The sequence below is a fragment of the Nitrospira sp. genome (assembly GCA_016715825.1).
Lineage (GTDB): Bacteria > Nitrospirota > Nitrospiria > Nitrospirales > Nitrospiraceae > Nitrospira_D.
In genome coordinates, this window is record JADJXO010000001.1 from 262197 (window position 1) to 289049 (window position 26853).

A 26853-nucleotide genomic window follows, 5' to 3' on the forward strand; every position below is an offset into this window, starting at 1 on the left:
ATGGGTGATCGATCCATCCTATTGCGGACCATCAGGCGCGCCATCCTTTTGCAGATCTCGCACCAACCGTTGAAATTCAGGGTCCTGGCGCAATAGGCGTGATCCTGCCTGGAGGAGACGTTCGACTTCCTCGTCGGTGAGTGCGAGGTTCGTAGGGATATTCATCAGGCGCGCCACCTCCTCCGGCTCGGTGAGTTCGGTCAGGCTGGCGTTGATGTAGTAGATGTCCGCGTCCGGAGTGAACACACCGTGAGCGACGGTCGTTCGTTGTCGAAGTTGCATGCGCCACTGCTGGATGGCCTCTTCCAACAGTTCCAAAGTATCGGCGGAATAGCGATTGATGGGGATGTCGACCAGCGCCTGACTGACTCGTAGAAAGCCGGGGATCTTGTTCAGTGTATACCGGCTTGGGTCTTGGCTTGTCTCGGCATTGACGACCAGGTAGACCAATTTCTTGATCCGTTCGGCGCCCAATGACATGAAGGTTGATTCGAGATCCCCGACGAATGCTGTATTCTCCAGCACTTCACGCATGCCGATGTTGTCGGACAACCCGCCGTCCAGCAGATGGACATAGGGGCGTTTCTTGGAGTCCAGGTATGACTGAAGTTCATGTGCTCGTTGCCTACCCAACGAAGTGTGCGTGTGATCCCGTAGTAACATCGAAGGCTGGTATCCGCACTGTCCGGCATAATTGGTCATTGATATCGGGCTGAGAAGAATCGGCAGTGCGGCTGAGGAGGCGGTCGCCACCGAAATCGGAAGCCGGCTGAGGTCGGAGCAGAGCAAGTCAAACTGAAATTGATTGAATTCGAATCGCGAGAGGCTGAGCATGTCGGAGGCATGAATGAAGACCATGGGACGACGGTGCCGGGCGACCAGGTCGCCGAACGTGTGTCCATCGAACAGTGCCTCATCGAGAAGCTCAGAAAAAATATGGGCTCGGCCGAAATAGGGCGACCACATCCGAAGCCAATTCGAGGGCGAACGAAAAATCCTGGCACGTAACTCGCGCTCCCAGTTCTTTCTGAGAAACCGATGCTCAAAATCCTGAAAAATCCGATCGCCGTACAGGCCGTAGTAGGCGGCCGTGAAGCTTCCGCCTGAGAGCGCGTTGATGATGTTCAATTCGTCGAGCAACCGCTTCTCGACACCGTCCCACCGGATCGCCGTGCGCGCCAGTTCTTGCAAGACACCATAGGCTAAGGCTGATGCGCGTGCCCCACCGCCGGAGAACGAGGCCACAATGAAGAGGCTGTCGGAGCTGCCGGTGTGGGACGGAGGAAAATTGGTGGCGCGGTACCCGTAGGCCGCATCCCATTGCGCCAGCGGCGCATTCATCGTCGGCCGTACATACTCACAGCCCAGCAACAACACCGCACATCCAAGTACGCACCAGATGGCTCGGTCATGCCGGCGTGTCGTCGAGGCGGGCGGCGTAATTTTCATGGAGGTGAAGGGTACGCAGCAAGTCCCGTGGTGTCAACGGGACCGTGAGGGCGAGACCTCCGACTATTCGTGGAGATCCTGGCGAAAATTCCTTCACTCTCTTGAGCAATCTGCTGGTCCATGAAATAGTGTAGACACGGTACAGGGCATACCGATCTCGCCGTGGTTCTCATTCGTGCATAATCGGAGGTCATCAACCATGTCGCATCTGCTCACACGCATCCGCAATACGGCATTCCTGTTTTCCATGCTGGTCTTGGTGGTAACAGGTTGTGCTCGGTCTGGTTTGCACGGACAGTTTTCACAGGAATCTCTCGGGATGGGAATCGTATCGGGGACCTTAGGCGAACAGCAACGTGTGGCCTTGTGTGTCGGGGAGCCTTCCCCTATATCCCTAGTCGGCCAAGTACAGGCCTTGGAGGGTGGCGCGTACCTAATCCGGGATGCCCAGGGGCAGGACATTCGCATTCCCCATGATGAGAATACTCGGATCGATCGACCGGCTCATGTGGGCGATCGTATCCAATCCTGGCTTGATCGCCACGGACGCGCCGTGCTCATCCGCAACCTCGATGGAGCTGGTCGATAACGCGCGTCCAGGATTTGGATGCTTGTCGCGATACCACATGCGCGCTGATGCTGGCGCAGGGAGGTCACATAGGCATAGACGAGGAGGTTCGCATCGATCAGAATCATCGGAAGGCTTGCCCATTTCATAGCACGCATACTACAAGACCTGGTGCCCAATATCTCTCCGGCAGAGTCTCAGTCAGCTTGACTTGGTCACATTTCAGAGTCTAATCTGCGCCACTTTTCGTCTTGGTTGGCATAGCAAGAGAGAAGGGTGGGTGTCCGCTAGGGTACTCGGTCACGTTTCTTGGTATGGCTCATCAATGGTAACGACCTCACGGTAATCAGACATTTGATATGATGAACCTGTTCCTCGTGGCGATCGTCCTGCTCCTGGTCCTCCTGCTGATCGGAGTCGTGCTGTATGTGCGAGTCCCCCGCACATATCAGTCCGCCGATTCTGTCGCCAATTCCTATGATGACTGGACAAATGACGGCATTCTCGAGTTCTACTGGGGCGAACATATCCATCTGGGACACTATGGCTCTCCACCCCGCACAAAGGATTTTCTCCAAGCCAAGTCAGATTTTGTGCATGAAATGGTGCGTTGGGGAGGGTTAGATAAGCTTCCTTCCGGGACGACGGTGTTAGATGTGGGTTGCGGCATCGGCGGCAGCAGTCGCATGCTGGCGCGGGAGTATGGCTGTGCGGTCACCGGGGTCACTCTCAGCCCTCAGCAAGTCAGACGGGCTCAAGAACTGACCGCCCCAGAGGTGAATGCCCACTTTCAGGTCGATGATGCGCTGGCCCTGTCGTTCCCCGATGCCAGTTTTGATGTGGTCTGGTCGGTCGAGGCGGGACCGCACATGCCGGATAAGGCACAGTTTGCTCGCGAGCTCATGCGCGTGCTGAAACCGGGCGGAATTCTGGTTGTGGCCGATTGGAATCAGCGGGACGATCGCCAGGTTCCACTCAATTGGTGGGAAAAGCCGGTGATGCGGCAACTGCTGGATCAGTGGTCTCATCCGGCCTTTTCGAGCATTGAAGAGTTTTCAGAATTGCTGAAGGCCACCGGACTGGTGGCGGGTGACGTCACCACCGCCGATTGGACGGCCGAAACCTTACCCTCATGGCTCGATTCGATCTGGCAGGGCGTGATCCGTCCGGCAGGGCTTGTTCGGTTTGGCATGAGTGGGTTGATTAAATCATTACGAGAAGTGCCCACAATTTTGTTAATGCGGCTGGCATTTGGGACAGGGCTCTGTCGCTTCGGCATGTTTCGGGCCGTGCATGCCACTGTCCCGACGAGTGCGCTGGTGTCTGTGCAGACGGATGACAGGCTTGTAAGGTCATGAATAGGGAGTCACCGTGAGGTGGGAGCGATGAGTCTCTACGACATCGACCTTGTCACGATCGACGGCACGCCGCAGAAGATGGACGTCTACCGAGGCAAGACCTTGCTCATCGTGAATGTCGCGAGCCAGTGCGGCTTCACGCCGCAGTATGAGGGAATCCAAACGCTCTACGAAACATTCAAGGATCGGGGTTTCGTGGTGCTCGGGTTCCCCTGTAACCAGTTCGGACGGCAGGAGCCGGGCGGCGACGCAGAGATTGAGCAGTTCTGCACCAAGAACTTCAGGGTCACCTTTCCGATGTTCGCCAAGATCGACGTCAACGGCACGACCGCACATCCGCTCTACCACTATCTGAAATCGGAGAAGCCTGGAATTCTCGGGACCGAGGCGATCAAATGGAACTTCACCAAGTTCCTCGTCGGTGCCGACGGCACGGTCCTGAAACGCTATGCGCCGAGCGAGAAGCCGGAGATGATTGCGGCTGACCTGGCCACGAGGCTCTAGACGACTGGGGGCGTCGAGACCTCAAGCGTATGACACCTCGCGTATCGCCATGTTTCAGCCCCTGCCAGGCATTCGAGGAGAGATTGTCTATAATGAGCACTATCGCAGATCTGAGATTCGATTCGAGTGAGGGAATGGACAATGGGAACAAGAAGCTATACGGCGATCGTCGAAAAGGAAGGAGCGAGTTATGTCGCGCTCTGTCCGGAACTTGATGTAGCCGGTCAAGCGGAGACGGTCGAATCCGCCACGGCCAATCTCAAAGAAGCGGTCGAACTCTTTCTCGAATGTGCCGATCCTGCCGAAGTCGAACGCCGGCTCCATACCCAGGTGTTTGTCACCCGCTTCGAAGCGGCCCATGGGTAAACTCCGCGCCCTTTCTGGGCGAGACGTCTGCCGCATCCTTGAACAGCACGATTTTCAGATCGTCCGTCAGCGCTATTTGTCGCACACTTCAGCAGTTACGCAGTTGTCTGATACGCGGCACGATCTCCCCGTACGGCTTCCTTGCATAGTCGGTGAGAGTCCAGGATACTCCGAATAAACAGACTCCCGAACCTTTTCTGCCTCTCATCGAATGGATAAAAACAAGACGTGCCCTCAAGGTTCCAGTTTTTGGAGTCTTTTAAAAACGCCTTGATAGGGCGCCTAGCGTAGGTGCATAATGATGAAGTCTGGAAAGATGCATTTGCTTTGGGGGAGCGGCACCATGGCCAAACTTAACGTGTCCATCGACGATCGGTTGCGAGACGAGCTTTTCAGGCTTGTTCCACCTCGACGGCGGAGTCATGTGGTGAACGAAGCACTCCGGCATGAACTGCTTCGACGTAAACGCCGGCAGGCGACCGAAGTGGTGCATCGCTTGCGGAAGCGAAGTGCGACTCTAACGGGGCAGGAAATTGTCGATGCGGTCCGTCGAGATCGGGAGAGAACAGATCGATGATTCTGGTGCCCGATGCCTCCGTCCTCTTGAAGTGGGTCTTGGAACAAGAGGATGAGCCCGACCATCGCAAAGCCATCCAATTGCAACAGGCACTGCTGGACGGATGGATTGAGATTCGGTTACCGACGCTCTGGCGGTATGAAGTGGGCAATGTGTTGGGGCTCAAAAAGCCGACTCTAGCTGTCGAACTAATGAGTGTCTTGTTGGCGTACGAATTTGACGAGGTTCCGTTGCGGACGGAGTATGGACTGGCTGTGCTCGAACATATGCGGGAGGTGAAGCACGTCACCTTTTATGATTCCGCTTACCACGTGCTGGCTATTCGTGCCAAAGGTGTGTACCTCACTGCGGATACGGCCTACGTCAAACGCGCTAAAGCAAAAGGGCATGTGGCGCTGTTGTCGGAATGGAAAGGACCAGTGCCGTAAGACCGTTTTCTGACGAGTCACAAACTGTGATGTGCGTTTCCCTCATCTATCTTCGTGCCGGCTGCAGCTTCGGCCCGCACGTCGTTGGCATCTAGACACCTCGCGAATAGAAAAGACTCCCGGTACCTTTTCTGGTTTCCCAGCTGTGACGATCGATGAGGAAACTGCCGAACGCTATGCGGTGATACTCAATGCATTGTGGAATGCGGAACCCCCGATTCCCACGAACGACATCTGGATTGCCGCGTCTGCGATGCAGTATGGGCTGGCGGTGATCACGACGGACGCACACTTTCTGCAAATTCCACAGATTTTAGTTTGGCATAGCCCTCCTTCGCGGTCGGCTTAGTACGGCGCCTTCGATATTCCTGTGAACGTGCGTTCCCGTAAGCCAGGAGACAGACACAGCGAAATCTCATCGAATGAAGATGATCCCCGCTGCCTCGGCTCGATTCAAGCAATGCGATTGGAAACCGAGTCCGGCATAAGACGCAGAGGCTAGCCATCGAAAAACATTCTCGTGCCATAGAATACACGATACAAGATCTGACCCCAAAGCTGGACCTCGTATTGCAACGGGACAGGGCCGGCAACCCTCTTCACATCCTCTGGGGAATTCCCAAGGGCCATGTAGAGCCGGCAGTACTTGTCACAGCCTATAGACCGAACCCGGCCATCTGGCAAGACGGTTTTACGAGGAGGCGATCATGAGAACACAGAAGCGGACGAAATTGGTTCATGAAGGACGGTACTTGGCCGAGGTCGATGTTGAGCTGCTGATCAATGCGGACGAATGGTCGCCCTATCTCTCAGTGGCCGATGCTTATAAGCTGGACGATGTACGGGCGGCACTGAAAGCCGGTGATACGGCGACGGCAGCACAATACGGGAGGGTCTTTGCACTCACCCGCTGGCCATGTAGGCCTCGTCTCCAGGGCAGGACCAGGATACGTTTAAAAGGCAAAGTGGTTAAACGGTAACAGGAACAGACTCCCGGTTCATTTTTCAGATCTCACGATTTTCAGATCATTTGTCAACGCGGGGTCCCTTGCACCGCCTCCGAGATCTAACTCGCTGCAGGGGAGAGAAACGGTGACATTCTACTTTTGAGTGAAGCAGGTCTTTTGCGCGAAAGCAGCGCGAAGTGGGGAAAGAACCGGAGGGGGTAGTGGCGGCTAGGGTCGTAGATAAGCGAAATCTTCACCTGCGTGGAAATGCAGAATGCCTTGTTTATCTTTGCCCCAAACGGCTTATTTCACCCTCTCGGTAGAAAAGAAATCTAGAATGGTACTGATGGCTAGATTCCGATAGTGATCAGATTCAATGAATAACTCGTGCTTAGCTCCATCAAACTTTATTGGCCCTCCGCTCGCACAAGAATTTCCGGTTTCCTTTTTGAGGTTCAGGCAAAAGGTGTCTTGAGCTTCTGGGGTGACCGCTGTGTCGGCTCCTGCCTGCAACACTAGGACGGGAGTCGTGATCGTCTTTGTATTGCTTAGCATCGTTGAGGAAGCAGCACAGGCTTGACCACACCATCCACGCGTCGGTCCGCCCAACTGTATGGTTTCGTTTTCTTGATATGTTTTCAGCAGCTGTTGGTAGCGTGTCTCGGAGTTCGTATATTCATTGTTTGCAAAGGTAATTGGTTTGTAAGGATCTGGAAGGATGCCAGCCCAGCAGTCGTAGCAGAGCCAGTCCATTGCTCTGAACCACAAACATCCGAGCTTCGATGACCCAAATATTTTGATAGCTGGACCGTGCATGGGGATGAGAGGGCAGCTGCCTTAAAAACGCCAGGGTAGCGTTCGAGATACAACGTTGCAATACCGCCCCCATGGAATGCCCTAACAAGAATAATTTCTCATGAGACTTGGACAACACGATGGTCCTCACAAACGTATGGAGATCGCTCACATAATCGTCGAACCTCTTCACATGGCCCTTCTGTGGCTCATCAGGCAGCATGCGACCAGAATATCCCTGTCCTCGATGGTCATGAATGTAGACCCAATAACCTTGACAGGTTAAATCGAAGACAAGCTCTTTGTACTTCACATAGGATTCCGTGCGGCCACTCGATATGACTATGGCACCCTTTTCCTTAACACCATTTTGCGGAGGGAACTTCATATAGGATATCTTCATGCCGTCCACACCTGGGAAATTGTCTTGCTTGCGATGTTCCTTCCAATAGGGCTCAATCTTCTCTTTGAATCGCTGTTCAAATTCTTCCACGAGAACTAAGCCACATCGATTCTCTTGTTCGGCTAGGGCTGCCGATGCGTAAAGAAGAAGTGCAATGCCTCCACAGAGGACACTAAGACGGCAGAGAGGTGACATCACTTTGTCTTCTCCTTGATATGCGTTGATGCCTGTACAGGCATCGCCTGCTTCTGAGTGCAAATCAGGCTCGTCTTGCTCAGCAGCACCATGCTCGCACCCCGTTTTTGCGGATGGGAAACTCCCACGGCACTAGGTCGTTCAGGATGGACGTATGGATGCGTATTATACCAGGAGAGCCACCCAGCAGTGGCAAGTGGCATATATGCTAGAGGCGCTATTGTTCAAGTGGCTCACTCTCAGCGCGGCTTCTTCCTGCTGCCCGATTCGTGGTGCCTGGAGACTGTCACGCTATGAAACGGGTTGCTTCTTGTATCGCTGTAGAATGGATTTAATCTTGTCAGGAATGGTCTTGGGCAATCCGTGAATGCTGTAGAACTTCTCGCCCAACGCCTTCTGAAGGGCCTCTTTCGCCTTGGCCATGGACTCTTTGGAAAAGACATCTTCGTTCGTGACAAAGATGACGGCCTGGACATCAGATTCGGCGGCTCGTCTCTTGATGTCATCAGCAAGCTGCTCGGCGCGATTCTGATTCTGATCTTCCAGGTCGTACCAGTCTTCCAGGTCAGCCCAAGCATGTATCTCAAAACGCGACGCGCTGCCCGTCTATGTCATGGATCTCATCCCAAGGACGCTCTTTGCGAAGAATATTCCAAATGCGTACCTTTTTAATGGGGAGAATAGTAATGCCCGCTTCTTTAATTTCACCTATTACCTTTTTTCGATATCGGTCATCGGCTGAATGGATTTTTCTATATCGCTCCCTAGATATACTTTTGTAACCAGGATCTAGTGGGTGAACATTGGATTTCCAACGCATAAACTGATGTCGAATGTACGGCCCCCCAATCCGGAGGTGTACAAGTCGGCAAGTCCTGTGGCTTAAGACCGTGCAAGATGTTAAAGGTAGCGAACCACGAGTCATCTGAAATTGGTCTCGGATCACCGATGATTCCATACTCTTTGATAAGCCTATACGCCTCAGGACTTAGATGTTGTATTTCTCTCAACTCTTCAAAGTCGGCGTATGGTTTCTGGCAGGCACGTTCGAAGATTTGCCGTGCTAGGTAACGATCTCCTCTCAGGAGTATTGCAAGCTCGTCTGTTGTTGCCGCATTGATGTTAATGGGAGCGAGATAGTTGCCAATTTCCTCGTACGATTGCTCCGAAGAAACTCTCCGTATTCCAGATCGCCTTTATCCGAATAAGGCGCATTATCGACGATCGCCCCAATCGACTTGGGTGTAAAACGAGAACACGATCAAGCTTCTGCTGTAGATCCTTTCTAAACTCGTTCGTCACCCATCGTGTTATCGGGAGCTTTCACAAGCTTCACCGGCTCTGGGCATCCATGCTTCACCATCTGAAGCACCAGTTCTACCTTGTCCGGCTTGGTAAAGTCTCCATGGTCCCGTGGTTCCTTCGTACGTAACCGATTGCCGCTGAATGATATGCGGCATATGCGCTTCCAAGCATCTTTATCATCGATATTCAACCACTCCTGATTGATTTCTCTCCCAAATCGCTTTTGAGGGAGACCGTATGTTCGTTCAAGCAGTAGATCGATCCATACCAAGAGTGAGCCCCGCGACAAGAGGTCAGCGGCATAAGTTTCGTTGCTTTCGTCAACCTCGGACAGCGCAAAGGACCAAAAGTGAGTCTCCTTATGGTCTCTAAGATAAGGAACCACGGATACTTTGAAATCGGAGATGCTGTTCGCTGCACCAAGATAGATAATGTGTTTGAACGTCAGTTTCTTAGACAGTGTTGTGAGAATGCGGTCGGAGATATGGCCCCATACTGTGGCCCAACAGCGTCAGTTCCACGAGGGGACAGAGGACGGATTTATTGTTTTTGCATTCCGCCGTTTGCCATTTGCCGTCTTCAATCTTATCTGCCAACTGTTTCAATAGTTGTTGTGTCGCGCTGTCTTTTTTGGTTGTGGGATTGAAAAGCAATACATCTGGCCGGCGCTTGAGCATGTCCCAGGCAGGTGTGCCAAATCCTTCTACGAGCGGGGCACTTGCCATGCGGATAGGCATGAAGAGGTAGCGGGTCAGCTCATCCCTAAGGGTGGTATAGCCATAGACGCCTGCAGCGGCATATGTTGCATATGGCATCACACCTGCAATGGTTAGCGTAGGATGGAGGGCGGCAATGGGAAGCCCATAATAGCTGGCTATCAGAGCTGTAGTTATCATAGCGCTCGTATAATCTGCTGATTGGTTCTGGAACAGGTCCTTTGCTTCTGAATAGATAGCATCAGGAGTCTTGACGATACTTTCTCCCAGGTCGTGCAAAAGGACAATTGGAAAGGTCGATGAGGCGAATAGTGTCGACCGTTCTCCAAATCGAATGTGAAAGAAATGATCTTTGAGTGCTGATTGCAACCCCGCCTCCCAGTTCAATGAGAGGAGGAAATAAGAACTAAGATTTGGAAACGCTTCGGTATCCGTTTGCTTCTCCAAGAATCCTTTAATGTGCTCAAGGCCACCCTCATAGCTATTGAGGCCACCATGAATAAAGATGAGAATCTGAGCGGGCAGTCTGGCCTCATTCTTCTGTTTCAGTACATGCTCTTCCAGCTTCTTGAGGATGGAATCGACGTACTGTGTCTGGAATTCTTCATCATTCAATTGCTCCACATACTTGAAGCCGACCTGACTTGCTTTTCGGATATGCCCGCGAGCGCGACCCTCCTCGTCTACAGAGATATGATGCCCCCATTCTATCTGCGTTATATAAGAAGACTTGCACCCGAAGTTTTGTGAGGCGAGAACCAACAACAGAAGGATGCGCAGTATGCATGTCAACATGGGATGAACCTGTGTGTGTAAGTAATGGTAGCTGGAGTCGCTAAAGGGCTGGTGACCCCAAAGCGATACTAGTCTCTGAGCAGCAGTGTCGTATGATGCATGTACATCAAGTAAGCATTTGCATCTCATTTATTGTGGGTTTAGTGCCTCGCGGTACAATTGCTGAATGAATCCTCCATGCGGGGATTATGAAAGCCGTTATGGCCATCGATGATATTTTTATTTTTGGTGCGGACTACCCAAATTGGGTTATGCGGACTCCTCAGACCCTGGCCCCATTTATCTTGAAGAATCTCTTTCGTTACTAGCTGATTGCTCCAAGGATCGTGATCGATTGATTGGTCATCGAACAGATCATCCAATGGATCCTCGCCTTCCTGTGCTTCCTTCATTGCAACGCTTAGCCGCAGGCCGCCGCAGAAGGCTCGGGCAGGCCAGTTTGTCTTTGTTTCCTTGCTTTCATGTAGTTTCCGTTTCCACTCCACGGCTTCCTCATCAAGTGCCGCTGCTAGTGGTTTCTCGCCTGAAAACCCTGTGGAAGCGAGCTTTTCCCAACCCGTTTTTAGGCATATGTCCAAGCTAGTGTCCGTATCTTTCTTTGATTCGCTGTCTGAGAAAGTGGGGAAACTGTCGAGATAGTGCGTCATATATCGTGGGATGTGGCCCACCGTTTTCCGGTTTGCGTTACGCTCTTCGTCCGCCCTCCTCTCTATATCACTACCGTCCTTGCTTTCAGGGGAATTGTCTTGGAAGAGGGTACTGAAGAAGCGACCAATGGGGAAAGCATATCGCGTTGCATAATCTGACGTGCCTGTCACTAGGACGAGCACAGGATCCTGGGTGCAAATGTAGGGGCGCCGTTTCATTCGATTGAGTGATGCTTGGTAGAGTGGTTCAAAACGTGCTCCCTCAAATGCTGGGTTAATTAGGACAATAAGATCTGCATATGGAGAAGACACCACTTCCCCAAGACTCGGTTCTCCTGTCGGGCACTGCTCTTGCGCGGTGGGACTTTCCTTAGGCGACTCTATCCCAGCAGATACACTGTCGATCAATGACTCCGAGATGGCATTGTAAATAGCCAGCGACCCAAAACTGTGCCCAAGGATGAGTGTTCGCATTGCAACGCATCTACCCTTGCTGGGTTTGGCCTGCGCAGCACACTCATCGTACGCTTTCCAATCGCGGCCCATTCTTTTGGTTTTGCTAGCTGAGTCATTCATGTCATTTACGTTGGCTCGGATATGTCCTAACCGTGCGAATAACTCCCGTGTCGAGCCAAGTGCCACGTCCAATGCAGCGCCCTTTCGATCCCAGAAGCTCAACACTGCTGGTAACCCCAATGTTAGATCAGATAGAGTCCAGCTGGTGAAGGGTATACGTGGTGAATTGGGATATTCTTTGACCAGTGCTCCGCGCCATCCTAAGTACACCCCAACCACCTTCCGAGGTCTGTTTGATGGATTCCAACGTTCACCCTTGCTTGATTTGTGAGCTTCAAACAACACGGCACTGTAGAGCACTTCTCGTAGCTGTCGTAGGTTCCAGTCTTCGAAGTCTGCATTATGTCGCCAGCCGTGGGCAGCAACGACAAGGCTGACATCGTCAAAACAAGGTTCTTTTTCACCGGTCTTGCAAGTATGCGGAGTCATGGTGTTTTGTAAGAACTTAAACAAGTCGTCCATTTGCTGGGGATGGTACAATCGGCCCTGGTCATCAAATTCCAGAACGAAGAGATCTGCACTACATGCTGCTGGAGGACACAGGTTAGAGCTGTACGTGATCGTTTCATGAGAGCAATCTCTGCTACCTGAGCAGCTCTCACCAATATCCGCTTCAACAGGTTTCTGAAATCTAAAAGGAAGTTCTATCTCGTCATTTTCTGCTTCGTCCTTCTTCTTGTCAGTGTCTTTCTTCTCAACTAGCGAGACTTGTACGGCATCGGGGTCTCCTAGGGTTCCCTCAGAGGGGGTGTTAGCACTCCCACGGATGCTGCTATTAGGCCAGGTAAACCATGAGCAACCAGCGACAAGGCCAACGGCCAGTGTTAGGAGTACCGCTCCAGAGATCTGTGGCCAAGATGCACGATCGGTCTGTCTCATTGATGCCTCCATCTGATCCGATACGTCTCTGTGTTGTTCATGACAATGTGCTTCATTAGAGCCGTTTCCTACTAAGGTCCCAATGGTTAGAACTTATTCAGAACTAAGCTGGTGTAGTCAATGTGCATCCTTTCTTCACCTTGTCGTCATTGACGAGGTTCTGTCGCTGTTTGCCGAATCCTCTGGTTAGAATGTAGGTATGGGGAAGGTCAGGGAAGTTTGTATCCATCCATGCTTCAACGGATTTCCAGCATGCCCTGTCATCGTCGTTGGCGTCTTCTTGGTGAGCACGCTTATACGCATCGGCGAATTGATCTGCAAGATCGTCACTTCCCTTTTCATATCCTACAAGCGCAAGAGCATATTGACCGCCCTCAATAATTTCTTTAGCTGCTATACCTGTCGCGACATATTGTTCAATTCGAGCTGGGCCAAACCAGTTGTGAGCGAGATTGAAGGTGGCCAATGTTGATGCTGCATCCTTGGTAGTGGTGCCACCTCGGTGTAGTTTTCCCCTGGCTTTCGTGTCTTCATCTTCAATCGGGACAAGGGCAACTTCGGCTCTTCGATACCCAAATGTGACTGCCGGGGTCTGCCCTTCATTCGGATCTCCTGGAGTTGCTTCTATTCCCATGAGCGTTCCTGTACCAACAAAGACTCGAGGGTGAGTACATGCAAAGATTGCTAGTGTTGTGATCGTGATGGCCATGAGGGTAAGAAAGCGACTTGCTCCACTGTTCATAGTTAGCTCCTCATTGTGGTATGTCCGGTTAGACAGTTCTTCTGTGATGCCCCGGTATGTGCGTTGTAAGACCGCTCGGGCAAAATGAGTTTGAATCGCTTCACTCTTGGCCGCTTTACGGGCTGCCATTCCAGTTGCAAAGATTGATCGTATTTGTAAACTGTCTTTGACGTCTTGAGAGGTCGATCTCGGAGTCTTGATCGTGTCTGTCCAGTCGTACAGTGATGGATTGCCATTACACAGAAATTGCTGAGCACGGCATAAGTGTCCTCAGTTTCTGTTGCGTCCTTATGATCAGCAGGAATAATAGCCAGCTCTGCGCGTTTGTATCCCAAGACCACCTTTGGTGGCTGGTTACCATCCTGAGAGGCGTCAATGCTAAACTTGGTCGCCGTGGCGAATACGAGATAGTTGTTACATCCTGAAAGCGTCACTGTGGCTACGATCAGGAATATAATGGGCAGTAATGCTTTGCGAGCCCGGTGGATCTGGGTCATTGACAAGCCTCCTGATTAAGAAAAGAGATAAATTCCGAAGTGTCTCTGGCAATCGAGAATCTCGTGCGAAGTGGGTTCTTCCGACCGTAACACAAGATGTAGTACGCGTTGTCCTGAGGTCTGTGTTGAGTGTTGGCTGAATAGCCAAGCGTTACATATGCGCCATCAGCCCTGCGCCCACTGATGCACCTAGGATAGTTCGGTCATAGAACTCGGGTGAGGCATGGTGGACCACTCGGCTATGCAGGAAGCTCCACTGCCATCCATCCAAGGCTGTTGGAGTAGAGCACGATGGCACGAATAGTCCGGCGCACCACTCGAGGGTCGTCGGCTTGTCTAGCTCTGTTGGGTTTACTGCAAGTCGTTTCAGGAAGCCTAGGGTGAGTCCAACATGTTCACCACCCTCTGCAACCAGAGGGAAGATGGATTGAGTTTGCCAGAGGTAGGCCTTGCCCTGTGGTGGCTGATTTATTCGAACTAGAGTAGGACCCCAGAAGTGATCAGTGTCAGTGGTTCGCCATATACAGCCTGATATTGTGAGCAAGAGAGAAAGTGCAACAAGACCATATGCTAGGTGCAACGATGTTGATGTCGTCATGTGAGTCTCAAGAGCAAGTGATAGGTGGTCAGCGCTTTACTGAACTACGGAATCCTTTGCTATGTACGGTTGCCTTGATCTTCCATCCAATAGCTTTTCGAAGTGCTTACCAGCAAAGAACGGACCACGATGAGTACGCAAGAAATGCGTAAATCCCAAAGTATTACGTTGTTGCATGAGAATTGAAATTTGAGGGGTGAATCTTTTTAGATTCAGAGAGTATCTGAATCGATTCACCGTTCCTCTCTCGAACCGTCGTTGTCCGAGATAGGGCGTCACATCGACGAACATTCACACGCATTTCGAATACCACGTCGTGCTCAGAAGCGGCGGGATAGTAGCGCTAGGGAGACCGCAATGATATGACTCTTTGGTTTAGGGAATGAAGAATCTATCGCAGACATCTAGACGGCCCTATTGCTACATCGGGCCTAATGGACCATCGGGATGTCTCGAGGAGATACGAGTGTAGCGGTGGTGTTGCGTGAGCGCGATCCTGCAGCGCAGCTGAGTTCTCCGCAACGACCTAAGTCAGGAGATGGTCATGGTGGAAAGCAGGCGGTGCTCAGGGGGCGAAAAGTTCCGCAAGCAGGGCGAGGGTGTGCGTTTGGGTGGAGTCATCGATCTTGCCCATGCGTTTGACGAGGCGGCTCTTGTCTATGGTTCGGATCTGATCCAGCACAATCTGCCATGACTTGCCTTTGAACCGTATGGGTACACGAGTGGGATAGGACTTTCCCTTGGTCGTCATTGGAGCGACGATGATGGTATCGATGTGCTGATTCATTTCGTCCGGTGAGATGACGAGGCAGGGGCGGGTCTTGCGAATTTCACGGCCTTCGGTGGGATCCAGGCGTACCAGGAAGACATCGAAACGGGATGCTACCACGTCCAATCTTTTCGGTCCCACTTGGAGGTCGAGGCGGACTCGGAATCCAAGAGTTGGTCATCCTCATGGCGATGCATTTGCTCAAAGGCTTGGCTCCACCCAGCTCGTGCCTTTGAAACCGACCGAATGACGAGTTGTCCTTGCCGGATTTCTAGATCGACGGCTCCGTGCAGGTGGCACTGCTCAATCACAGTCTTCGGAATCCGGATGCCTTGAGAATTTCCGATTCTGACAACCCGTGCTTTCATCGCGCCTCCTTCGTGTAGCGTCCCCTTCCAGTTAGTAATTACATTGGCATTACTGCTTTTGTCAAGCTTGCCGGCGAGGTCATTTTTTGAGAAGGCCTTCGCTGAGATCATCTGCAACGGCAGTCCAAACGAAGAGGCTGAGGCAGCTGACGGTATCAGAATCAGGTATCACGAGAACGTTGTTCTGCAGGGACTGCGAGCAGTAGGGCAGCGCAGCACGACTGTATTACTGTGAGACAGTCATGATGTGAAGGTTCGCTCTTCGAAAGAACCGGGATGATTTTATTTCCACCTAAGTGTTAGATTGAATGTCTTCGACGTCACCGTCGTGGGATCCATCCATTCACAGAGGAGGAATAGACTATGGGATTGTTTGGCGCAATTATGGAAAAGCTTGGGTTCGGTCAGGCCGCGGCACAAGCAGCCACACCGCCACCGACGACCGCTCCCACTGCGGCGCCTGCTGCTGCACCGGCTGCTCCGAAGCCGACTGCGATGTCGGCTGTCGACGTTGTCGGTAAACTAGAGGGACTTGCGGCGAAGAATCCGCAGAAGCTGAATTGGAAGAGCTCAATCGTGGATTTGATGAAGCTCTTGAATTTGGACAGCAGTCTCACGGCACGCAAAGAGCTCGCGACTGAGTTGGGCTGCCCCGCCGAGAAGATGAGCGATTCAGCGCAGATGAACATATGGTTGCACAAGGCGGTGCTGCAGAAATTGGCGGCCAATGGGGGGAACGTCCCTAAAGAGCTGTTGGATTGAACGGACCCACGAGCGAGGGAACGTCAGTTCCCTCGCTCGGTGTCGACTAGAATCGGACGAGAGACATTCAGCCGTTGAGGCGCTTCGGTAATGACTAAGGGAGTCTGTTCAAGTTCATCGACGACTGGGTGGGAGCCCATGTCGATCGAGCCCTTGAAGTAGGCCCCTTCTTCCATTGAAAAGGATGGAGCGCAGACGTCGCCGAGCAGGATTGCAGACTTGAGCAACTGAATCTTCCCAGTCGCCGTGACGTTCCCATGGATTTTGCCCCGGTTCACGACGGTTTCCGCAATGATGGTGCCTCGAATCGTTGCATTTTCCCCGATCACCAACATGCCTTTGGCATGAATTTCTCCCTCGATCGAGCTGTCGAGTTGCACGGTGCTATGAAAATGGACGATGCCTTTGAACGTGACGTCTTTGCCGAGAACCGTAAAATTGCCGCTCTCGTTCTCGTCTTTCTTTTTGTCCCACATAATGACGATCCTCTGGTAGACGGCAAATGAGTCGCCCTGCATCTGCCTGTAATGGGTGATGCAAGTCGATCACAGCATGACGGGGCTTCGCGCCATGGCTGCGTAAAATCAAGGACAAGATACAGCAGACAGAGAGGAGAAGCAAAGGCTCATTTGCTGAAAGGCCTGATTGGCGGTTAGTTGTTGTGAGGCGGGTGAGGCCGATCTTGTTGCTTTTCTGAGTTATTCGAACCGATGGACGTCAGAGTCTCTCCGACTGCAGCGCCAATCTTGGGGGGGTCCGTCTCGATATTCCGTGCGGCGCTGCGTACCCCATGTGTGAGACCTTCAACGGTCAGACTGTGCCAGGCTCAGCCTGCTGCGGCTGAGCTGTCTGGCATTCAGCCGCACCGACAGCATTGCCCTTAACGAGAAGAATAGTCAGAAGTCCACGAGGAATGATTGTCACAGCCGGTCGAAGCATGGCAAGACGATACCGCACGCAAATGAAGGCTCTGTCTCGATTTGCCGGTTGGAGTATTCGGCTGGGATCACGTATGATTGCCTTCGTTGGCACCATGGATATCAGGAGACTGTAGGGAATGGATGTAGATACCTCATCACGCTGGTTGGTCTTGATCGGTTGTGTCAGCGCTGGAGTGGGAGTAGCAGCCGGCGCATTCGGCGCTCATATGCTCAAGGAGATTCTGGAGCCACCGATGTTGGCTGTGTACGATACGGCGACCCGCTATCAGATGTACCATGCCTTCGGTCTGGTATTGACTGGACTCGTCGTTCGTGTCGGGCGCGATGCAGGTGCCGCCAAGGCTGGGTGGTTGTTTCTGGCGGGGACGTTCTTGTTCTGCGGCAGTCTGTATGGCGTGTCGCTTCTGGGCATTCGGTGGCTGGGGGCGGTGACGCCGGTTGGAGGTGTATTGTTTATTGTAGGTTGGCTGGTGTTGGGTTGGCGTGGATTGAAAGGTTGAAGAAGGTTAGGGTTGGCAGGCGGCTGTTCGCTTGCCGGTAATCGATCCCCATCCTCCGGTATTGTTCACAAACGACCCTTCGACCTTCGCATCACCTTTCACGAACAGCAGGCTGTCTTCTTGAATGCGCCCGTTGTTCTCCCACCTTAAATAAATGGCATCGCCTAGAACAATAGTCTCGGCTGGGGTTGCGGCATGGGTCGACGTGTGTCCCGCCGGAGGAAACATGACAACCGCCTTCTGGTCTCCATGGTTCTGATGATTGTGGATCGTCCATTGCCAGGTTCCACAGAGCCGAGCCTCGCCCTTTCTCTGTCGAATACGATCTTTCCATCCCCGGACATCCCACCAGGCCTTAGTTGCCCGCTGACTGGCCTCAAATGCCGTGCGTTGCGCAACCAGTAACAGGTTGGTCTGGTGCTGGTCCGCAGGCATCTCAGAGGTTGCCGTAGCCGGGTGTTCTTGCGCACGACGGAAGAAGTCCTCGAGTGGTGCACTCCTGGCGCGAGTTCGCAGCCACTCTTGCCTGACTTCAGAAAACGCGGTGGCGGTGGATGGTTGGCGTGCGTCACGGTCGACGGTATCAGCGAGTTGCCACAGGGCCAGCGCGCTCATCAACGCAAAGACCGATTCCGATAACTCCGCCAATCTGAGTTCCTTGACGAGTTGACTCGGGAGTCGTTTGGCTCCCAATGCTCCTGCGGCATCTTTCAAACCAAGTGCTGGTCCGACGGCCGTGGTGAAGAGCGTCATGGCTTGTTCATCCGACTCGACCGCCGCGAGTTGATCGGCTTGCTGGGCGACCACATCGGCTAACAGCATGGGGGATGCGGGTTCCGCTGACGATACGAGTGGAGCGAGGAAGGTCACGAATCCTGCCAGCAGGACCCCGCTCGCCACGGGGAGCGGACCACACCGCCGAGTTCGAAGGGGGCGTCGGCCATGAACCTCTGAATGAATCAGGTGGAGGAGCGGGCGTTTGCTTCGCGTCATGTTCCGTGGAAGCAAGACTTCAAAAAACTCGCGGTTCGTTCCCAGGCAAGGGCGGAACTGTCTGCGTCATATGCGCTTGGTTTCATCTCATTACAAAAGGCATGGGCCGCTTCTGGGTACCCCTGAATCTCGACCCGTTTGGCATAATGTGCCGCGGTCTGTCGCAATGCTTCCACATCGTTCGCGCTGACCGATGGATCGTTCCCCGCCTGGTGGTAGAGAACCGGAGCAAAGAGATCCTTCAGCTGTTCGTTGGAAGCGAGCATCGTGCCGTAATAGGACACTGCCGCGCGTAGGCGCTTCCGCTGACAGGCGAACTTCAGCGCATAGGATCCGCCCATTCCGTACCCGACGACTCCGTGGATATTCTTCTTTGCGATGTTCCGAATATTGAGGTATTCGCAGCACGAATTAATATCGGTGAGAACGTCCGTCTCATTCTGCCGTTCCAGTAGGGCAGCTGCGACATCGTCGTTGGCGGTCACCATCCCGCCCAACCGGCCATAGAGATTCGGAACGATCACCATGTATCCTTCGCAAGCGAGCCGGGCTCCCAGGTCCTTGATCTGCCCCGTCAAGCCCCACCGATCATGCAAGAGCACCAGCCCTGGATAGGTGCCTGAGGTTTGGGGCCAGAAGAGGAGACAATCGACTTGATGCGCCTTGGGCATTCTCGACTTGAAGTAAGGGTCGACCATCTGATCGCTATGGGTGGGGATCGGCACACCGCTTGGAAAGCGGGCGGTCCCTGTTCCAATCTGGTCCAACGTGAATGGTGCGGAGTGTGTCGTGAGCATGGTTCGACAATCCTTCGAGACGCGGCCTTGCACTCAGTGTGAAGTTACTATATGAAGCGGCTTGCGAGAATGTCAAATTCGTGCCGGGGCTCTGTTCTGATGTGCGATGGCACTCAGCCAATGGGAAAGACGTATGGCTTCTGACCGTATCGGAGTCGGGTTGATTGGAGTTGGCCGGCATGGGCTGCGCTATGCCCATCACATCGTGCACGACCTCCCAACCGCGTCCCTTCGGGCCGTGTGTCGTCGACATCCTGAGCAGGGATTCGACCTGTCCGGAGCCCCACCCATCAAGGTCTACGGAAAGGCTGAGTTGCTGATCGCCGATCCCACAGTTGATGCGATCGTCGTCGTCACTCCTCCCCTATTCGCCTCGGTCATCTGCCGGTTGGCCGTTGAAGCCGGTAAACCACTGTTAATCGAAAAGCCGCTGGCCACGACGGTTGCCGACGCCCGTGCGATGGTCAGGATGGCTCGCGACTCCGCGGTCCCGCTGATGACCGCGCAAACCCTCCGGTTCGACCACACGATTCAACGGATGATGGAACTGAAGTCGCATATCGGACGGTCCGAACGCATCCATCTCATCAGTCGCATTGAAAAAAGGACCACGGCGCCGGACCATGCCGATGGGTATGGCAGGCGGGGGGCGTTGCTTGAGATTGGTGTCCACATGCTTGATCTCGTCCGGTTCATGACAGGCGAAGAGGTGGGGGAGGTGCGCTGCACGATGGACGTGCGCCCAGATACATCACCGGAAACCGCTGCGTCGATTCGCCTGGTTACCTCCGGGGGAACCATTTGCCAGATCGAAATCGCCCGCGTGTCGACGGGACGGGTTAGCCGAGCGGACTGGTGGGGTTCGCAGGGCCGACTCGCCGTCGACTGGCGAACCTGTCGAGTCAGCTGCCACGATGCCGCCGGGACGCACGAGTTTGAGGTGCCTCCCTCGCAAACCGTCCTTGCCGCAGTGACCGCCTTCCTGCAGGCTGTGAGAGACGGTGCTCCGATGCCTGTTACGGGAGAGGATGGATGTCGAGCCGTAGAAATCGCCGAAGCCTGTTATCGGTCGGCACAACTCGGTGGGGCTTCGGTCATCGTAGATCGTCATTCGTGAAGCACATCTCACACCTGCAAGTTTCAGGTTGCGCCACAACTTGAAACTTTAGACTTGAGACTTGCAACTCGTTTGACGCTCCACGCGATACGGTTGTATCGTTACGCAGACTACGAGTCTGCGACGATATGGGTATCGGTCTCCTCGACGCCGTCGATCGCATGGATCTTGGTGATCACAACATCGGAGAGTGCCCGTTCGTCCTGGACACTAATGAAAACAAAAATGTCCGGACGACCGAAGCAAGAGTGGGCTTGTTCGACGCCGGCAATGCGCTTGAGCGCCGTGGCAACGTCTTTAGTCTTGCCTGCTTTGACCTTGATAAGAATATAAGCACGGGTTGCCATAGGATCATCCCTCCTCTACAAGTGTCAGGCTGAGTTTCTATTTGCCGGTCGGCGGCCCTTGTACCGGTGAGTTTCAGGTTTCACGTTTCCTGGCGAATCACCAACTAGAAACCAGAAACAGAGCACTTGAACCATGCGCGCTAGCGCGCTGCTCCCGGCATCGCGTTTCGATGACGGGCGTACACGTCGGCAAAGTTCTGCCCTCGTGCCTCAAGTGCGGATCGTCCATCACGCACGAGTCGCATCAATCGCCGAAAATCGTCCACGGAGAGGTTGAACTGGCCGAGACCGGGCGCCAGTTCCTGTTGCTCGTCGGCAGATGCACGCCGCTCCGCATCCGCGAGCGCCTCCAGGATATCGGCGGTCCACCCATGAGTGCGAAATCGCTCAAAGGCCATCGGGGCATTGGTGCCATGCATGTGCGCTACGGCCTGTTGTGCAAACCTCTGGGTGGATGGATCAGTGCCTTTCGAAAAAACAGATTGAAGCTGGATGACAGACTGAATCACGCGATCGGCTTCTCGACCCCCTTCGGGTGGAAGGACCTGGGCCTGTTCCAGTGTCGCCAGCACCGCCATGGCTGCGCCAACATAGGGAGATGCGGACTTGGCTCGCTGCGTGAGCATGGAAGCAGATCCGTTCCCGGCGAAGGCAGACGCTCCGTCCATCAGGAGGAACGCTAAGCCAAGAACGAAAGTCAGGCTCAAGCAGGGGCGAAGTTGCGGGCGGCGTGATGGTCGATCCAAAGGAACTTCGACCGCTGGGGAGGAACAGAGGCACATAGGGAGATTATACAGAGTCACTCGGGGCGGTGCCAGCGAGGAAGGCGCGACGGCCTATTCTATTGAAACCCTTACAGAGACTTCCTATAATCACACGATTTTGACCGCGGTCCAGAACAGAAAGGCCCTGGTTCCATGCTTGCCAAGGTGAGGAGCGCGGCACTTGTCGGGTTAGATGCACATCTGGTCGACGTCGAGGTCGATATTTCCGGTGGCCTTCCCCAGTTTTCGGTCGTGGGGTTGCCTGATGCCACGGTGAAGGAGAGTCGGGACCGCGTCCGCTCCGCGCTCAAGAACACGGGTTTTCACTTTCCCGCCAAACGAATCACCGTGAATCTGGCGCCGGCCGGGGTGAAGAAGGAAGGGTCGGGGCTCGACCTGGCCATCGCCATCGGTATTCTTGTCGCTGAGGAGGTCATCCCTCAGACCAAGCTAGAAAAGTGTGTACTGGTCGGTGAACTCTCGCTGGACGGCCGTGTGAAGCCGATCACCGGGGCGCTGTCCTTTGCCCTTGCGTGCCGAACCGGGTATGACTTGCTCCTCCCGACCGATAATGGTGTTGAAGCCGCCTTGGTACAGGGGGTGAATGTCTACCCACTCCACACCCTTCCGGAAGCGGTTGAGTTTCTGAGGGGAACCCAAGTCACCGTCCCGATCCGAACGAACCCCGATCTGTTGGAATCTACGAGAGCACCGGACGATGAGGACTATAGCGACGTCCGTGGTCAAGACCATGCCAAGCGTGCGCTGGAGGTGGCGGCCTCCGGTGGGCACAATGTGCTGATGGTCGGTCCCCCTGGCTCCGGCAAGACCATGCTCGCGCGTCGATTTCCCTCGATTCTGCCGCTGTTGGACTTAGAGGAGGCGATTGAAACGACTCGTGTCCATAGCGTGGCCGGCCGACTTGCTCCCGAACGTCCATTGCTGAGGGTACGGCCGTTTCGTGCCCCCCATCATTCCATCTCGGATGCCGGACTGGTGGGCGGTGGCACGGTTCCCAAGCCGGGGGAAGTCTCACTCGCGCACAACGGAGTGTTGTTTCTGGACGAGTCCCCTGAGTTCAAACGGGGAGTGCTTGAAGGACTCCGGCAGCCGCTGGAAGACGGGCATGTTGTACTGACCAGGGCCAGTGGAACGTTGAAGTATCCGGCCCGCTTCATGTTGATTGCTGCGATGAATCCTTGTCCTTGTGGGTATTATGGAGACCGGACCAGACCGTGCATGTGTACCGGTCCCCAGATTCGTCGCTATCGGGCGAAACTCTCCGGGCCGCTCTTGGATCGGCTGGATATCCATCTCGATGTACCCCCGGTACCGGTGAGGGAGCTTCGTTCCGAATTGCCCGCATCAGAGGGATCAGCCGCAATCCGGGCGCGTGTCGTCGCAGCTCGAGCACGTCAGCGACGGCGATACCGGGAGGACGGGATCTATTCAAACGCACAGTTGAAGCCACGGATGATAAAGCGGTATTGTGGGCTCGATCAGGCTACTCAGGAATTGCTCGAGCAAGCTATGGTGCGACTGCGACTCTCTGCGAGAGCGCATGGACGAATTTACGGGTTGCCCGCACGATCGCCGATCTGGCAGATTCTGAGCGGATCGAGACGATGCACGTCGCGGAAGCGATCCAATACCGCTCGTTTGACCGTCATCCTGAGGTGTGAGGCGTTGGTGGCATCAGTCAAAGTATTTCTTTGGTGGTTTGTCGTTGGGGCGACGATGGCCCTGGCGGTCATCTTGGTGCAAGGCGGTATCAGGGAAGTGATGCAGGCTCAAGGGTCCGTGTGGGAACTCAAACTTGTCGAGCTGTTGACCACTGTCATGGGCGGAGGGTTGTTGGGTGGCTGCATCGCGTTGATTCTCGATCGGATCAAGAAGTCGTAGCTCCATCCAGCCGGAGGTTGATTGCTGGTGTGAATGGTTGGGTATTGGACGAATACCTCTTCCATGTGAAAGTGAATGATGGATATCGAAATCGGCTCCAATCTTTTTCGGAACTCCAACGGGACCATTGAAATCGAGGGTGTACCGCAGATTCAACTGGCCCGACACCCCACAACCGGCATGCTCTTAGTGAATTTTGCGCTGTTTGATTCCACCGGCCGGATGATGGCCAAGGTGGTGGACAGCACGCTGATGTTCAACGAACGGCGAGCGTACGAGCTGACGAAGACCGATACGAGTGTCGTCATGAAAGAGGTCGGCTCAGGGAAGATCCTCGTGAAGCTCGAGGCAAAAACACCCGATAGGGTGTCTTTCTCGCAAGGAGAATTCCATACCATGAAAGGGCGTTTGCTGCAGGTGTCGGCGACGCAATGGAAGATCGACAAGCAGCAAACAAGCGGCATCACCCATGACGCGCAGGGGAGCGCCGCCTCTATTGGCTAGAGGCCTCTTTGGGCGTGACGGTCGGAACCAATACCAGTCGCCCATCTTTCAGATCGAGCGACGCGGTATCCCCATCCCGTAGTTCTCCCTTCACCAGCAACCGCGCGATCGGCGTTTCCAGCTCTTGTTGAATGAGGCGTTTAAGGGGCCGTGCTCCATAGATCGGATCATAGCCGCGGGTTCCCAAATGTTGGAGTGCCGCCGGCGTGATCGCGAGGGGGATTCGCCGCTCCGCCAATCGACTCCGTAGACGCTCCAGTTGAATCTCCACGATCGTGATCAGGTGTTCCGTACCGAGGGGATGAAATACGACTACTTCATCCACTCGATTCAAGAACTCTGGACGAAAATGTTGCCGCAGCTCTCCCATGACGACCGTTCGAACCTGCTCATAGGAGGCGCCTTGCTGTTGGGCTTCCAGAATCTGTGGACTGCCGATGTTGGAGGTCATGATCAGTACGGTATTCTTAAAGTCCACGGTACGACCCTGTGAGTCGGTGAGCCGACCATCGTCGAGAACCTGCAAGAGAACATTGAACACATCATGGTGCGCCTTTTCGATCTCGTCGAACAGGATCACAGAAAATGGGCGCCGCCGAACGGCTTCCGTGAGTTGTCCGCCCTCCTCGTAGCCGATGTAGCCGGGAGGCGCGCCGATCAAGCGCGCCACGGTGTGTTTTTCCATATACTCGGACATATCGATTCTAACCAGATTGCCTTCGTCATCGAACAGAATTGCGGCCAGCGCCCGTGCGAGTTCGGTCTTGCCGACTCCTGTGGGGCCAAGGAAGAGAAACGAGCCGATGGGTCGATTGGGATCTTTGATCCCCGACCGTGCGCGAAGTACCGCATCGGCGACGGCACGGACTCCCTCCTCTTGTCCCACCACGCGCTGATGGAGCAGTTCCTCGAGTTTCAGGAGCTTGTCCGTTTCGCCTTCGAGCAGACGTGAGACGGGGATACCGGTCCAACGGCTGACCACTGCGGCGATCTCGTCTTCATCGACTTCCTCTTTTAAGAGCTTGGTCTCATCCTGTTTCTTTCCTAACTGGTGTTGTTCCAATTCCAGTTCGCGTTCAAGCCGAGGGAGCTCCCCGTAGCGGAGCTCGGCCACGCGATTGAGGTCGTAGGCTCGTTCAGCCTGTTCAATCTTCTGTTTGATCTCTTCGATGGCTTCTCGTGTTTTGCGGAGCCGTGCGACGGACGTTTTTTCTGACTCCCATCTGGTCTTGAGGGCCTGTAGATCTCGTTGTTTTTCGGTGAGCTCGGCTTCGAGGGCGGTCAACCGGGCAAGACTTCCCTGATCGTTTTCTTTTTTCAGGGCCTCTCGCTCGATTTCAAGCTGCAGGACCTTGCGCGAGACCTCATCCAACTCAGCCGGCAGGCTCTCGATCTCGGTTCTGAGACGGGCGGCCGCTTCGTCGACCAAGTCGATGGCCTTATCGGGAAGAAAGCGATCTGAAATGTACCGATGGGACAGTTTCGCTGCCGCGACCAGGGCGCTGTCTTTGATTCGCACGCCGTGATGGACTTCATACCGTTCTTTCAGGCCACGTAAGATCGAAATGGTGTTTTCCACGGATGGTTGATCGACCAGCACCGTCTGAAAGCGGCGTTCCAACGCGGCATCTTTTTCGATATGTTTTCGGTATTCGTCGAGCGTCGTGGCTCCGATGAGATGCAACTCTCCTCGCGCCAGCATCGGTTTCAAGAGATTAGCCGCATCCATTGCGCCTTCAGCTGCTCCGGCCCCTACCACCGTATGTAATTCGTCGATGAACAGGAGAATCTGACCGTGGGAAGACTGAATCTCTTTCAAGACGGCCTTGAGCCGCTCCTCGAATTCGCCACGAAACTTGGCTCCGGCGACCAGCGATCCCATATCCAACGCAAAGAGCTTTTTGTGTTTCAGACTCTCAGGAACGTCACCTTTCACGATTCGGAGCGCCAGGCCTTCTACGATCGCAGTTTTTCCGACCCCTGGTTCTCCGATGAGCACCGGGTTGTTCTTTGTCCGGCGGGAGAGGATTTGGACGACCCGTCTGATTTCGTCATCCCGTCCGATGACCGGATCCAATTTCCCCTGCTCAGCCAGCTGGGTGAGATCGCGTCCATATTTCACCAGCGACTGATAGGTACTCTCGGGGTCTTGACTGGTGACGCGTTGGTTGCCGCGTACTTGTTGGAGGCTCGCTAACAGGCGGTCTCGTGTCAGCCCAAGTTTCTTGAAGAGGCCTCCTTCGTGGACCATGGCCAGCAGCAGATGCTCGACGCTCAGGAAGTCATCTTTTAGTGACTGTTGCTCCGCTTCCGCATGATTCAAGACCTGGGTGAGTCGATTCGCAATATGAATTTGACCAGGGGCTGCGCCGGAGCCTTGGACCTGGGGGAGTTTTGCGAGAGCCTGCTCGACGGCCTGCCGAACCGCAGCCAACGCGAGACCTGCTCCCTCGATCAGCGCCGGTATTGCTCCTCCTTCCTGGTCGAGAAGCGCCAGCAGCACATGCTCCACATCGATACCTTGATGGCTTCTCCGCTGCGCATGAGCGGAGGCGGATTGTAATGCTTCTTGTACTTTGACGGTCATCCGGTTCATGTCCATGGCGATTCACCTGCAAATAGGGTCAAGTGCCTTCTCTTGAAGTATGTGATAATCATCCGGTGGAGCAAGTCAACCAAGAACGATTTCTCTGCCTGCGATGTGACTAGTCCTTGACCTCTGAGACGATCCCGACTAGGGTACG

At 54.1% G+C, this 26853-nt stretch carries 26 protein-coding genes and 2 pseudogenes; 14 read left to right on the top strand and 14 right to left on the bottom strand.

The window, feature by feature from the left end; all coding sequences use genetic code 11:
• Nucleotides 1–18 precede the first annotated feature (18 nt).
• A complete protein-coding gene (locus tag IPM58_01255) occupies nt 19–1449 on the bottom strand; it encodes a patatin-like phospholipase family protein (protein ID MBK9305734.1) in 1431 nt (476 codons plus the stop codon).
• A gap of 199 nt (nt 1450–1648) precedes the next feature.
• Between IPM58_01255 and IPM58_01260 the strand changes: the two genes are divergently transcribed.
• The 8 genes and pseudogenes from IPM58_01260 to IPM58_01295 all read left to right on the top strand — a co-directional run bounded on the left by IPM58_01260 (nt 1649) and on the right by IPM58_01295 (nt 6158).
• On the top strand, nt 1649–2038 hold the full coding sequence (locus IPM58_01260) for a hypothetical protein (protein MBK9305735.1): 390 nt from the start codon (nt 1649–1651) through the stop codon (nt 2036–2038).
• Nucleotides 2039–2376: 338 nt separating this feature from the next.
• On the top strand, nt 2377–3375 hold the full coding sequence (locus tag IPM58_01265) for a methyltransferase domain-containing protein (protein ID MBK9305736.1): 999 nt from the start codon (nt 2377–2379) through the stop codon (nt 3373–3375).
• A 27-nt stretch (nt 3376–3402) separates the two neighbouring features.
• Nucleotides 3403–3879, top strand: coding sequence for a glutathione peroxidase (locus IPM58_01270; GenBank protein ID MBK9305737.1), 477 nt, complete (start codon nt 3403–3405; stop codon nt 3877–3879).
• Nucleotides 3880–4020: 141 nt separating this feature from the next.
• Nucleotides 4021–4245, top strand: coding sequence for a type II toxin-antitoxin system HicB family antitoxin (locus tag IPM58_01275; protein MBK9305738.1), 225 nt, complete (start codon nt 4021–4023; stop codon nt 4243–4245).
• Between the two features lie 343 nt (nt 4246–4588).
• Entirely contained in the window at nt 4589–4822 is a 234-nt protein-coding gene (locus tag IPM58_01280; protein ID MBK9305739.1) for a hypothetical protein, read from the top strand.
• A complete protein-coding gene (locus IPM58_01285) occupies nt 4819–5250 on the top strand; it encodes a type II toxin-antitoxin system VapC family toxin (GenBank protein ID MBK9305740.1) in 432 nt (143 codons plus the stop codon). Before IPM58_01280 ends, IPM58_01285 begins: the two co-directional genes overlap by 4 nt.
• Before the next feature lie 61 nt (nt 5251–5311).
• Nucleotides 5312–5599, top strand: a complete 288-nt coding sequence (locus IPM58_01290; GenBank protein ID MBK9305741.1) for a PIN domain-containing protein — start codon at nt 5312–5314, stop codon at nt 5597–5599.
• A gap of 358 nt (nt 5600–5957) precedes the next feature.
• Nucleotides 5958–6158, top strand: a pseudogene (locus tag IPM58_01295) (hypothetical protein).
• Between the two features lie 342 nt (nt 6159–6500).
• Here IPM58_01295 and IPM58_01300 read toward each other — a convergent pair.
• From IPM58_01300 to IPM58_01330, 7 genes are all read right to left on the bottom strand, one after another.
• Complete coding sequence (locus tag IPM58_01300; protein MBK9305742.1) at nt 6501–7013, bottom strand: alpha/beta hydrolase; 513 nt, start codon at nt 7011–7013, stop codon at nt 6501–6503.
• A 1862-nt stretch (nt 7014–8875) separates the two neighbouring features.
• The gene (locus IPM58_01305; GenBank protein ID MBK9305743.1) at nt 8876–9280 is read right to left on the bottom strand and encodes a hypothetical protein; all 405 of its coding nucleotides are present in this window, start codon (nt 9278–9280) and stop codon (nt 8876–8878) included.
• 67 nt (nt 9281–9347) lie between these two features.
• Nucleotides 9348–10406 carry a hypothetical protein gene (locus IPM58_01310; GenBank protein ID MBK9305744.1) on the bottom strand — a complete coding sequence of 353 codons (1059 nt, stop codon included), beginning with the start codon at nt 10404–10406 and terminating at the stop codon, nt 9348–9350.
• Between the two features lie 140 nt (nt 10407–10546).
• Entirely contained in the window at nt 10547–12508 is a 1962-nt protein-coding gene (locus tag IPM58_01315; GenBank protein ID MBK9305745.1) for a hypothetical protein, read from the bottom strand.
• Between the two features lie 103 nt (nt 12509–12611).
• Nucleotides 12612–13250 carry a hypothetical protein gene (locus IPM58_01320; GenBank protein MBK9305746.1) on the bottom strand — a complete coding sequence of 213 codons (639 nt, stop codon included), beginning with the start codon at nt 13248–13250 and terminating at the stop codon, nt 12612–12614.
• A 1660-nt stretch (nt 13251–14910) separates the two neighbouring features.
• Nucleotides 14911–15240 carry a type II toxin-antitoxin system PemK/MazF family toxin gene (locus tag IPM58_01325; GenBank protein ID MBK9305747.1) on the bottom strand — a complete coding sequence of 110 codons (330 nt, stop codon included), beginning with the start codon at nt 15238–15240 and terminating at the stop codon, nt 14911–14913.
• Complete coding sequence (locus IPM58_01330; protein MBK9305748.1) at nt 15228–15482, bottom strand: AbrB/MazE/SpoVT family DNA-binding domain-containing protein; 255 nt, start codon at nt 15480–15482, stop codon at nt 15228–15230. Before IPM58_01330 ends, IPM58_01325 begins: the two co-directional genes overlap by 13 nt.
• Nucleotides 15483–15845: 363 nt before the next feature.
• On the opposite strand from IPM58_01330, the gene IPM58_01335 reads away from it, so the two are divergent.
• Entirely contained in the window at nt 15846–16244 is a 399-nt protein-coding gene (locus tag IPM58_01335) for a DUF3597 domain-containing protein (protein ID MBK9305749.1), read from the top strand.
• 23 nt (nt 16245–16267) lie between these two features.
• Here the strand turns inward: IPM58_01335 and IPM58_01340 are convergent, their stop codons facing one another.
• On the bottom strand, nt 16268–16720 hold the full coding sequence (locus IPM58_01340) for a polymer-forming cytoskeletal protein (GenBank protein ID MBK9305750.1): 453 nt from the start codon (nt 16718–16720) through the stop codon (nt 16268–16270).
• A gap of 581 nt (nt 16721–17301) precedes the next feature.
• On the opposite strand from IPM58_01340, the gene IPM58_01345 reads away from it, so the two are divergent.
• Complete coding sequence (locus tag IPM58_01345) at nt 17302–17685, top strand: DUF423 domain-containing protein (GenBank protein MBK9305751.1); 384 nt, start codon at nt 17302–17304, stop codon at nt 17683–17685.
• 6 nt (nt 17686–17691) lie between these two features.
• On the opposite strand, the gene IPM58_01350 is transcribed toward IPM58_01345, so the two are convergent.
• Both IPM58_01350 and IPM58_01355 read right to left on the bottom strand, forming a co-directional pair.
• On the bottom strand, nt 17692–18678 hold the full coding sequence (locus tag IPM58_01350) for a hypothetical protein (protein ID MBK9305752.1): 987 nt from the start codon (nt 18676–18678) through the stop codon (nt 17692–17694).
• The gene (locus tag IPM58_01355; protein ID MBK9305753.1) at nt 18675–19475 is read right to left on the bottom strand and encodes a dienelactone hydrolase family protein; all 801 of its coding nucleotides are present in this window, start codon (nt 19473–19475) and stop codon (nt 18675–18677) included. The genes IPM58_01350 and IPM58_01355 overlap by 4 nt, the downstream gene beginning before the upstream one ends.
• A gap of 133 nt (nt 19476–19608) precedes the next feature.
• On the opposite strand from IPM58_01355, the gene IPM58_01360 reads away from it, so the two are divergent.
• Nucleotides 19609–20592: a Gfo/Idh/MocA family oxidoreductase gene (locus IPM58_01360; protein MBK9305754.1), complete on the top strand. Its 984-nt coding sequence runs from the start codon at nt 19609–19611 to the stop codon at nt 20590–20592.
• A 110-nt stretch (nt 20593–20702) separates the two neighbouring features.
• Here IPM58_01360 and IPM58_01365 read toward each other — a convergent pair whose 3' ends face one another.
• Both IPM58_01365 and IPM58_01370 read right to left on the bottom strand, forming a co-directional pair.
• The gene (locus tag IPM58_01365; GenBank protein ID MBK9305755.1) at nt 20703–20939 is read right to left on the bottom strand and encodes an Lrp/AsnC ligand binding domain-containing protein; all 237 of its coding nucleotides are present in this window, start codon (nt 20937–20939) and stop codon (nt 20703–20705) included.
• Between the two features lie 140 nt (nt 20940–21079).
• Complete coding sequence (locus IPM58_01370; GenBank protein ID MBK9305756.1) at nt 21080–21565, bottom strand: hypothetical protein; 486 nt, start codon at nt 21563–21565, stop codon at nt 21080–21082.
• Nucleotides 21566–21856: 291 nt separating this feature from the next.
• Here IPM58_01370 and IPM58_01375 point away from each other — a divergent pair.
• From IPM58_01375 to IPM58_01385, 3 genes and pseudogenes are all read left to right on the top strand, one after another.
• Nucleotides 21857–23385, top strand: a pseudogene (locus IPM58_01375) (YifB family Mg chelatase-like AAA ATPase).
• A gap of 7 nt (nt 23386–23392) precedes the next feature.
• Nucleotides 23393–23605 (top strand): hypothetical protein, encoded by a 213-nt coding sequence (locus tag IPM58_01380; GenBank protein MBK9305757.1) that lies wholly within the window; start codon nt 23393–23395, stop codon nt 23603–23605.
• 75 nt (nt 23606–23680) lie between these two features.
• Entirely contained in the window at nt 23681–24109 is a 429-nt protein-coding gene (locus tag IPM58_01385) for a hypothetical protein (protein ID MBK9305758.1), read from the top strand.
• On the opposite strand, the gene clpB is transcribed toward IPM58_01385, so the two are convergent.
• Nucleotides 24099–26711 (bottom strand): ATP-dependent chaperone ClpB, encoded by a 2613-nt coding sequence (clpB, locus tag IPM58_01390; protein ID MBK9305759.1) that lies wholly within the window; start codon nt 26709–26711, stop codon nt 24099–24101. The genes IPM58_01385 and clpB overlap by 11 nt on opposite strands.
• Between the last annotated feature and the right edge of the window lie 142 nt (nt 26712–26853).

What these genes read in the sequence shown, in the direction of transcription:
- IPM58_01270 (MBK9305737.1), top strand. Translation starts at nt 3,403, where the DNA reads ATGAGTCTCTACGACATCGACCTTGTCACGATCGACGGCACGCCGCAG.
- IPM58_01365 (MBK9305755.1), bottom strand. Translation starts at nt 20,939, where the DNA reads ATGGCAACCCGTGCTTATATTCTTATCAAGGTCAAAGCAGGCAAGACT.
- IPM58_01385 (MBK9305758.1), top strand. Translation starts at nt 23,681, where the DNA reads ATGATGGATATCGAAATCGGCTCCAATCTTTTTCGGAACTCCAACGGG.
- IPM58_01280 (MBK9305739.1), top strand. Translation starts at nt 4,589, where the DNA reads ATGGCCAAACTTAACGTGTCCATCGACGATCGGTTGCGAGACGAGCTT.
- clpB (MBK9305759.1), bottom strand. Translation starts at nt 26,711, where the DNA reads ATGGACATGAACCGGATGACCGTCAAAGTACAAGAAGCATTACAATCC.
- IPM58_01345 (MBK9305751.1), top strand. Translation starts at nt 17,302, where the DNA reads ATGGATGTAGATACCTCATCACGCTGGTTGGTCTTGATCGGTTGTGTC.
- IPM58_01350 (MBK9305752.1), bottom strand. Translation starts at nt 18,678, where the DNA reads ATGACGCGAAGCAAACGCCCGCTCCTCCACCTGATTCATTCAGAGGTT.
- IPM58_01260 (MBK9305735.1), top strand. Translation starts at nt 1,649, where the DNA reads ATGTCGCATCTGCTCACACGCATCCGCAATACGGCATTCCTGTTTTCC.
- IPM58_01265 (MBK9305736.1), top strand. Translation starts at nt 2,377, where the DNA reads ATGATGAACCTGTTCCTCGTGGCGATCGTCCTGCTCCTGGTCCTCCTG.
- IPM58_01340 (MBK9305750.1), bottom strand. Translation starts at nt 16,720, where the DNA reads ATGTGGGACAAAAAGAAAGACGAGAACGAGAGCGGCAATTTTACGGTT.
- IPM58_01255 (MBK9305734.1), bottom strand. Translation starts at nt 1,449, where the DNA reads ATGAAAATTACGCCGCCCGCCTCGACGACACGCCGGCATGACCGAGCC.
- IPM58_01310 (MBK9305744.1), bottom strand. Translation starts at nt 10,406, where the DNA reads ATGTTGACATGCATACTGCGCATCCTTCTGTTGTTGGTTCTCGCCTCA.
- IPM58_01275 (MBK9305738.1), top strand. Translation starts at nt 4,021, where the DNA reads ATGGGAACAAGAAGCTATACGGCGATCGTCGAAAAGGAAGGAGCGAGT.
- IPM58_01315 (MBK9305745.1), bottom strand. Translation starts at nt 12,508, where the DNA reads ATGAGACAGACCGATCGTGCATCTTGGCCACAGATCTCTGGAGCGGTA.
- IPM58_01360 (MBK9305754.1), top strand. Translation starts at nt 19,609, where the DNA reads ATGGCTTCTGACCGTATCGGAGTCGGGTTGATTGGAGTTGGCCGGCAT.
- IPM58_01335 (MBK9305749.1), top strand. Translation starts at nt 15,846, where the DNA reads ATGGGATTGTTTGGCGCAATTATGGAAAAGCTTGGGTTCGGTCAGGCC.
- IPM58_01320 (MBK9305746.1), bottom strand. Translation starts at nt 13,250, where the DNA reads ATGAACAGTGGAGCAAGTCGCTTTCTTACCCTCATGGCCATCACGATC.
- IPM58_01370 (MBK9305756.1), bottom strand. Translation starts at nt 21,565, where the DNA reads ATGCTCACGCAGCGAGCCAAGTCCGCATCTCCCTATGTTGGCGCAGCC.
- IPM58_01285 (MBK9305740.1), top strand. Translation starts at nt 4,819, where the DNA reads ATGATTCTGGTGCCCGATGCCTCCGTCCTCTTGAAGTGGGTCTTGGAA.
- IPM58_01330 (MBK9305748.1), bottom strand. Translation starts at nt 15,482, where the DNA reads ATGAAAGCACGGGTTGTCAGAATCGGAAATTCTCAAGGCATCCGGATT.
- IPM58_01355 (MBK9305753.1), bottom strand. Translation starts at nt 19,475, where the DNA reads ATGCTCACGACACACTCCGCACCATTCACGTTGGACCAGATTGGAACA.
- IPM58_01300 (MBK9305742.1), bottom strand. Translation starts at nt 7,013, where the DNA reads ATGCACGGTCCAGCTATCAAAATATTTGGGTCATCGAAGCTCGGATGT.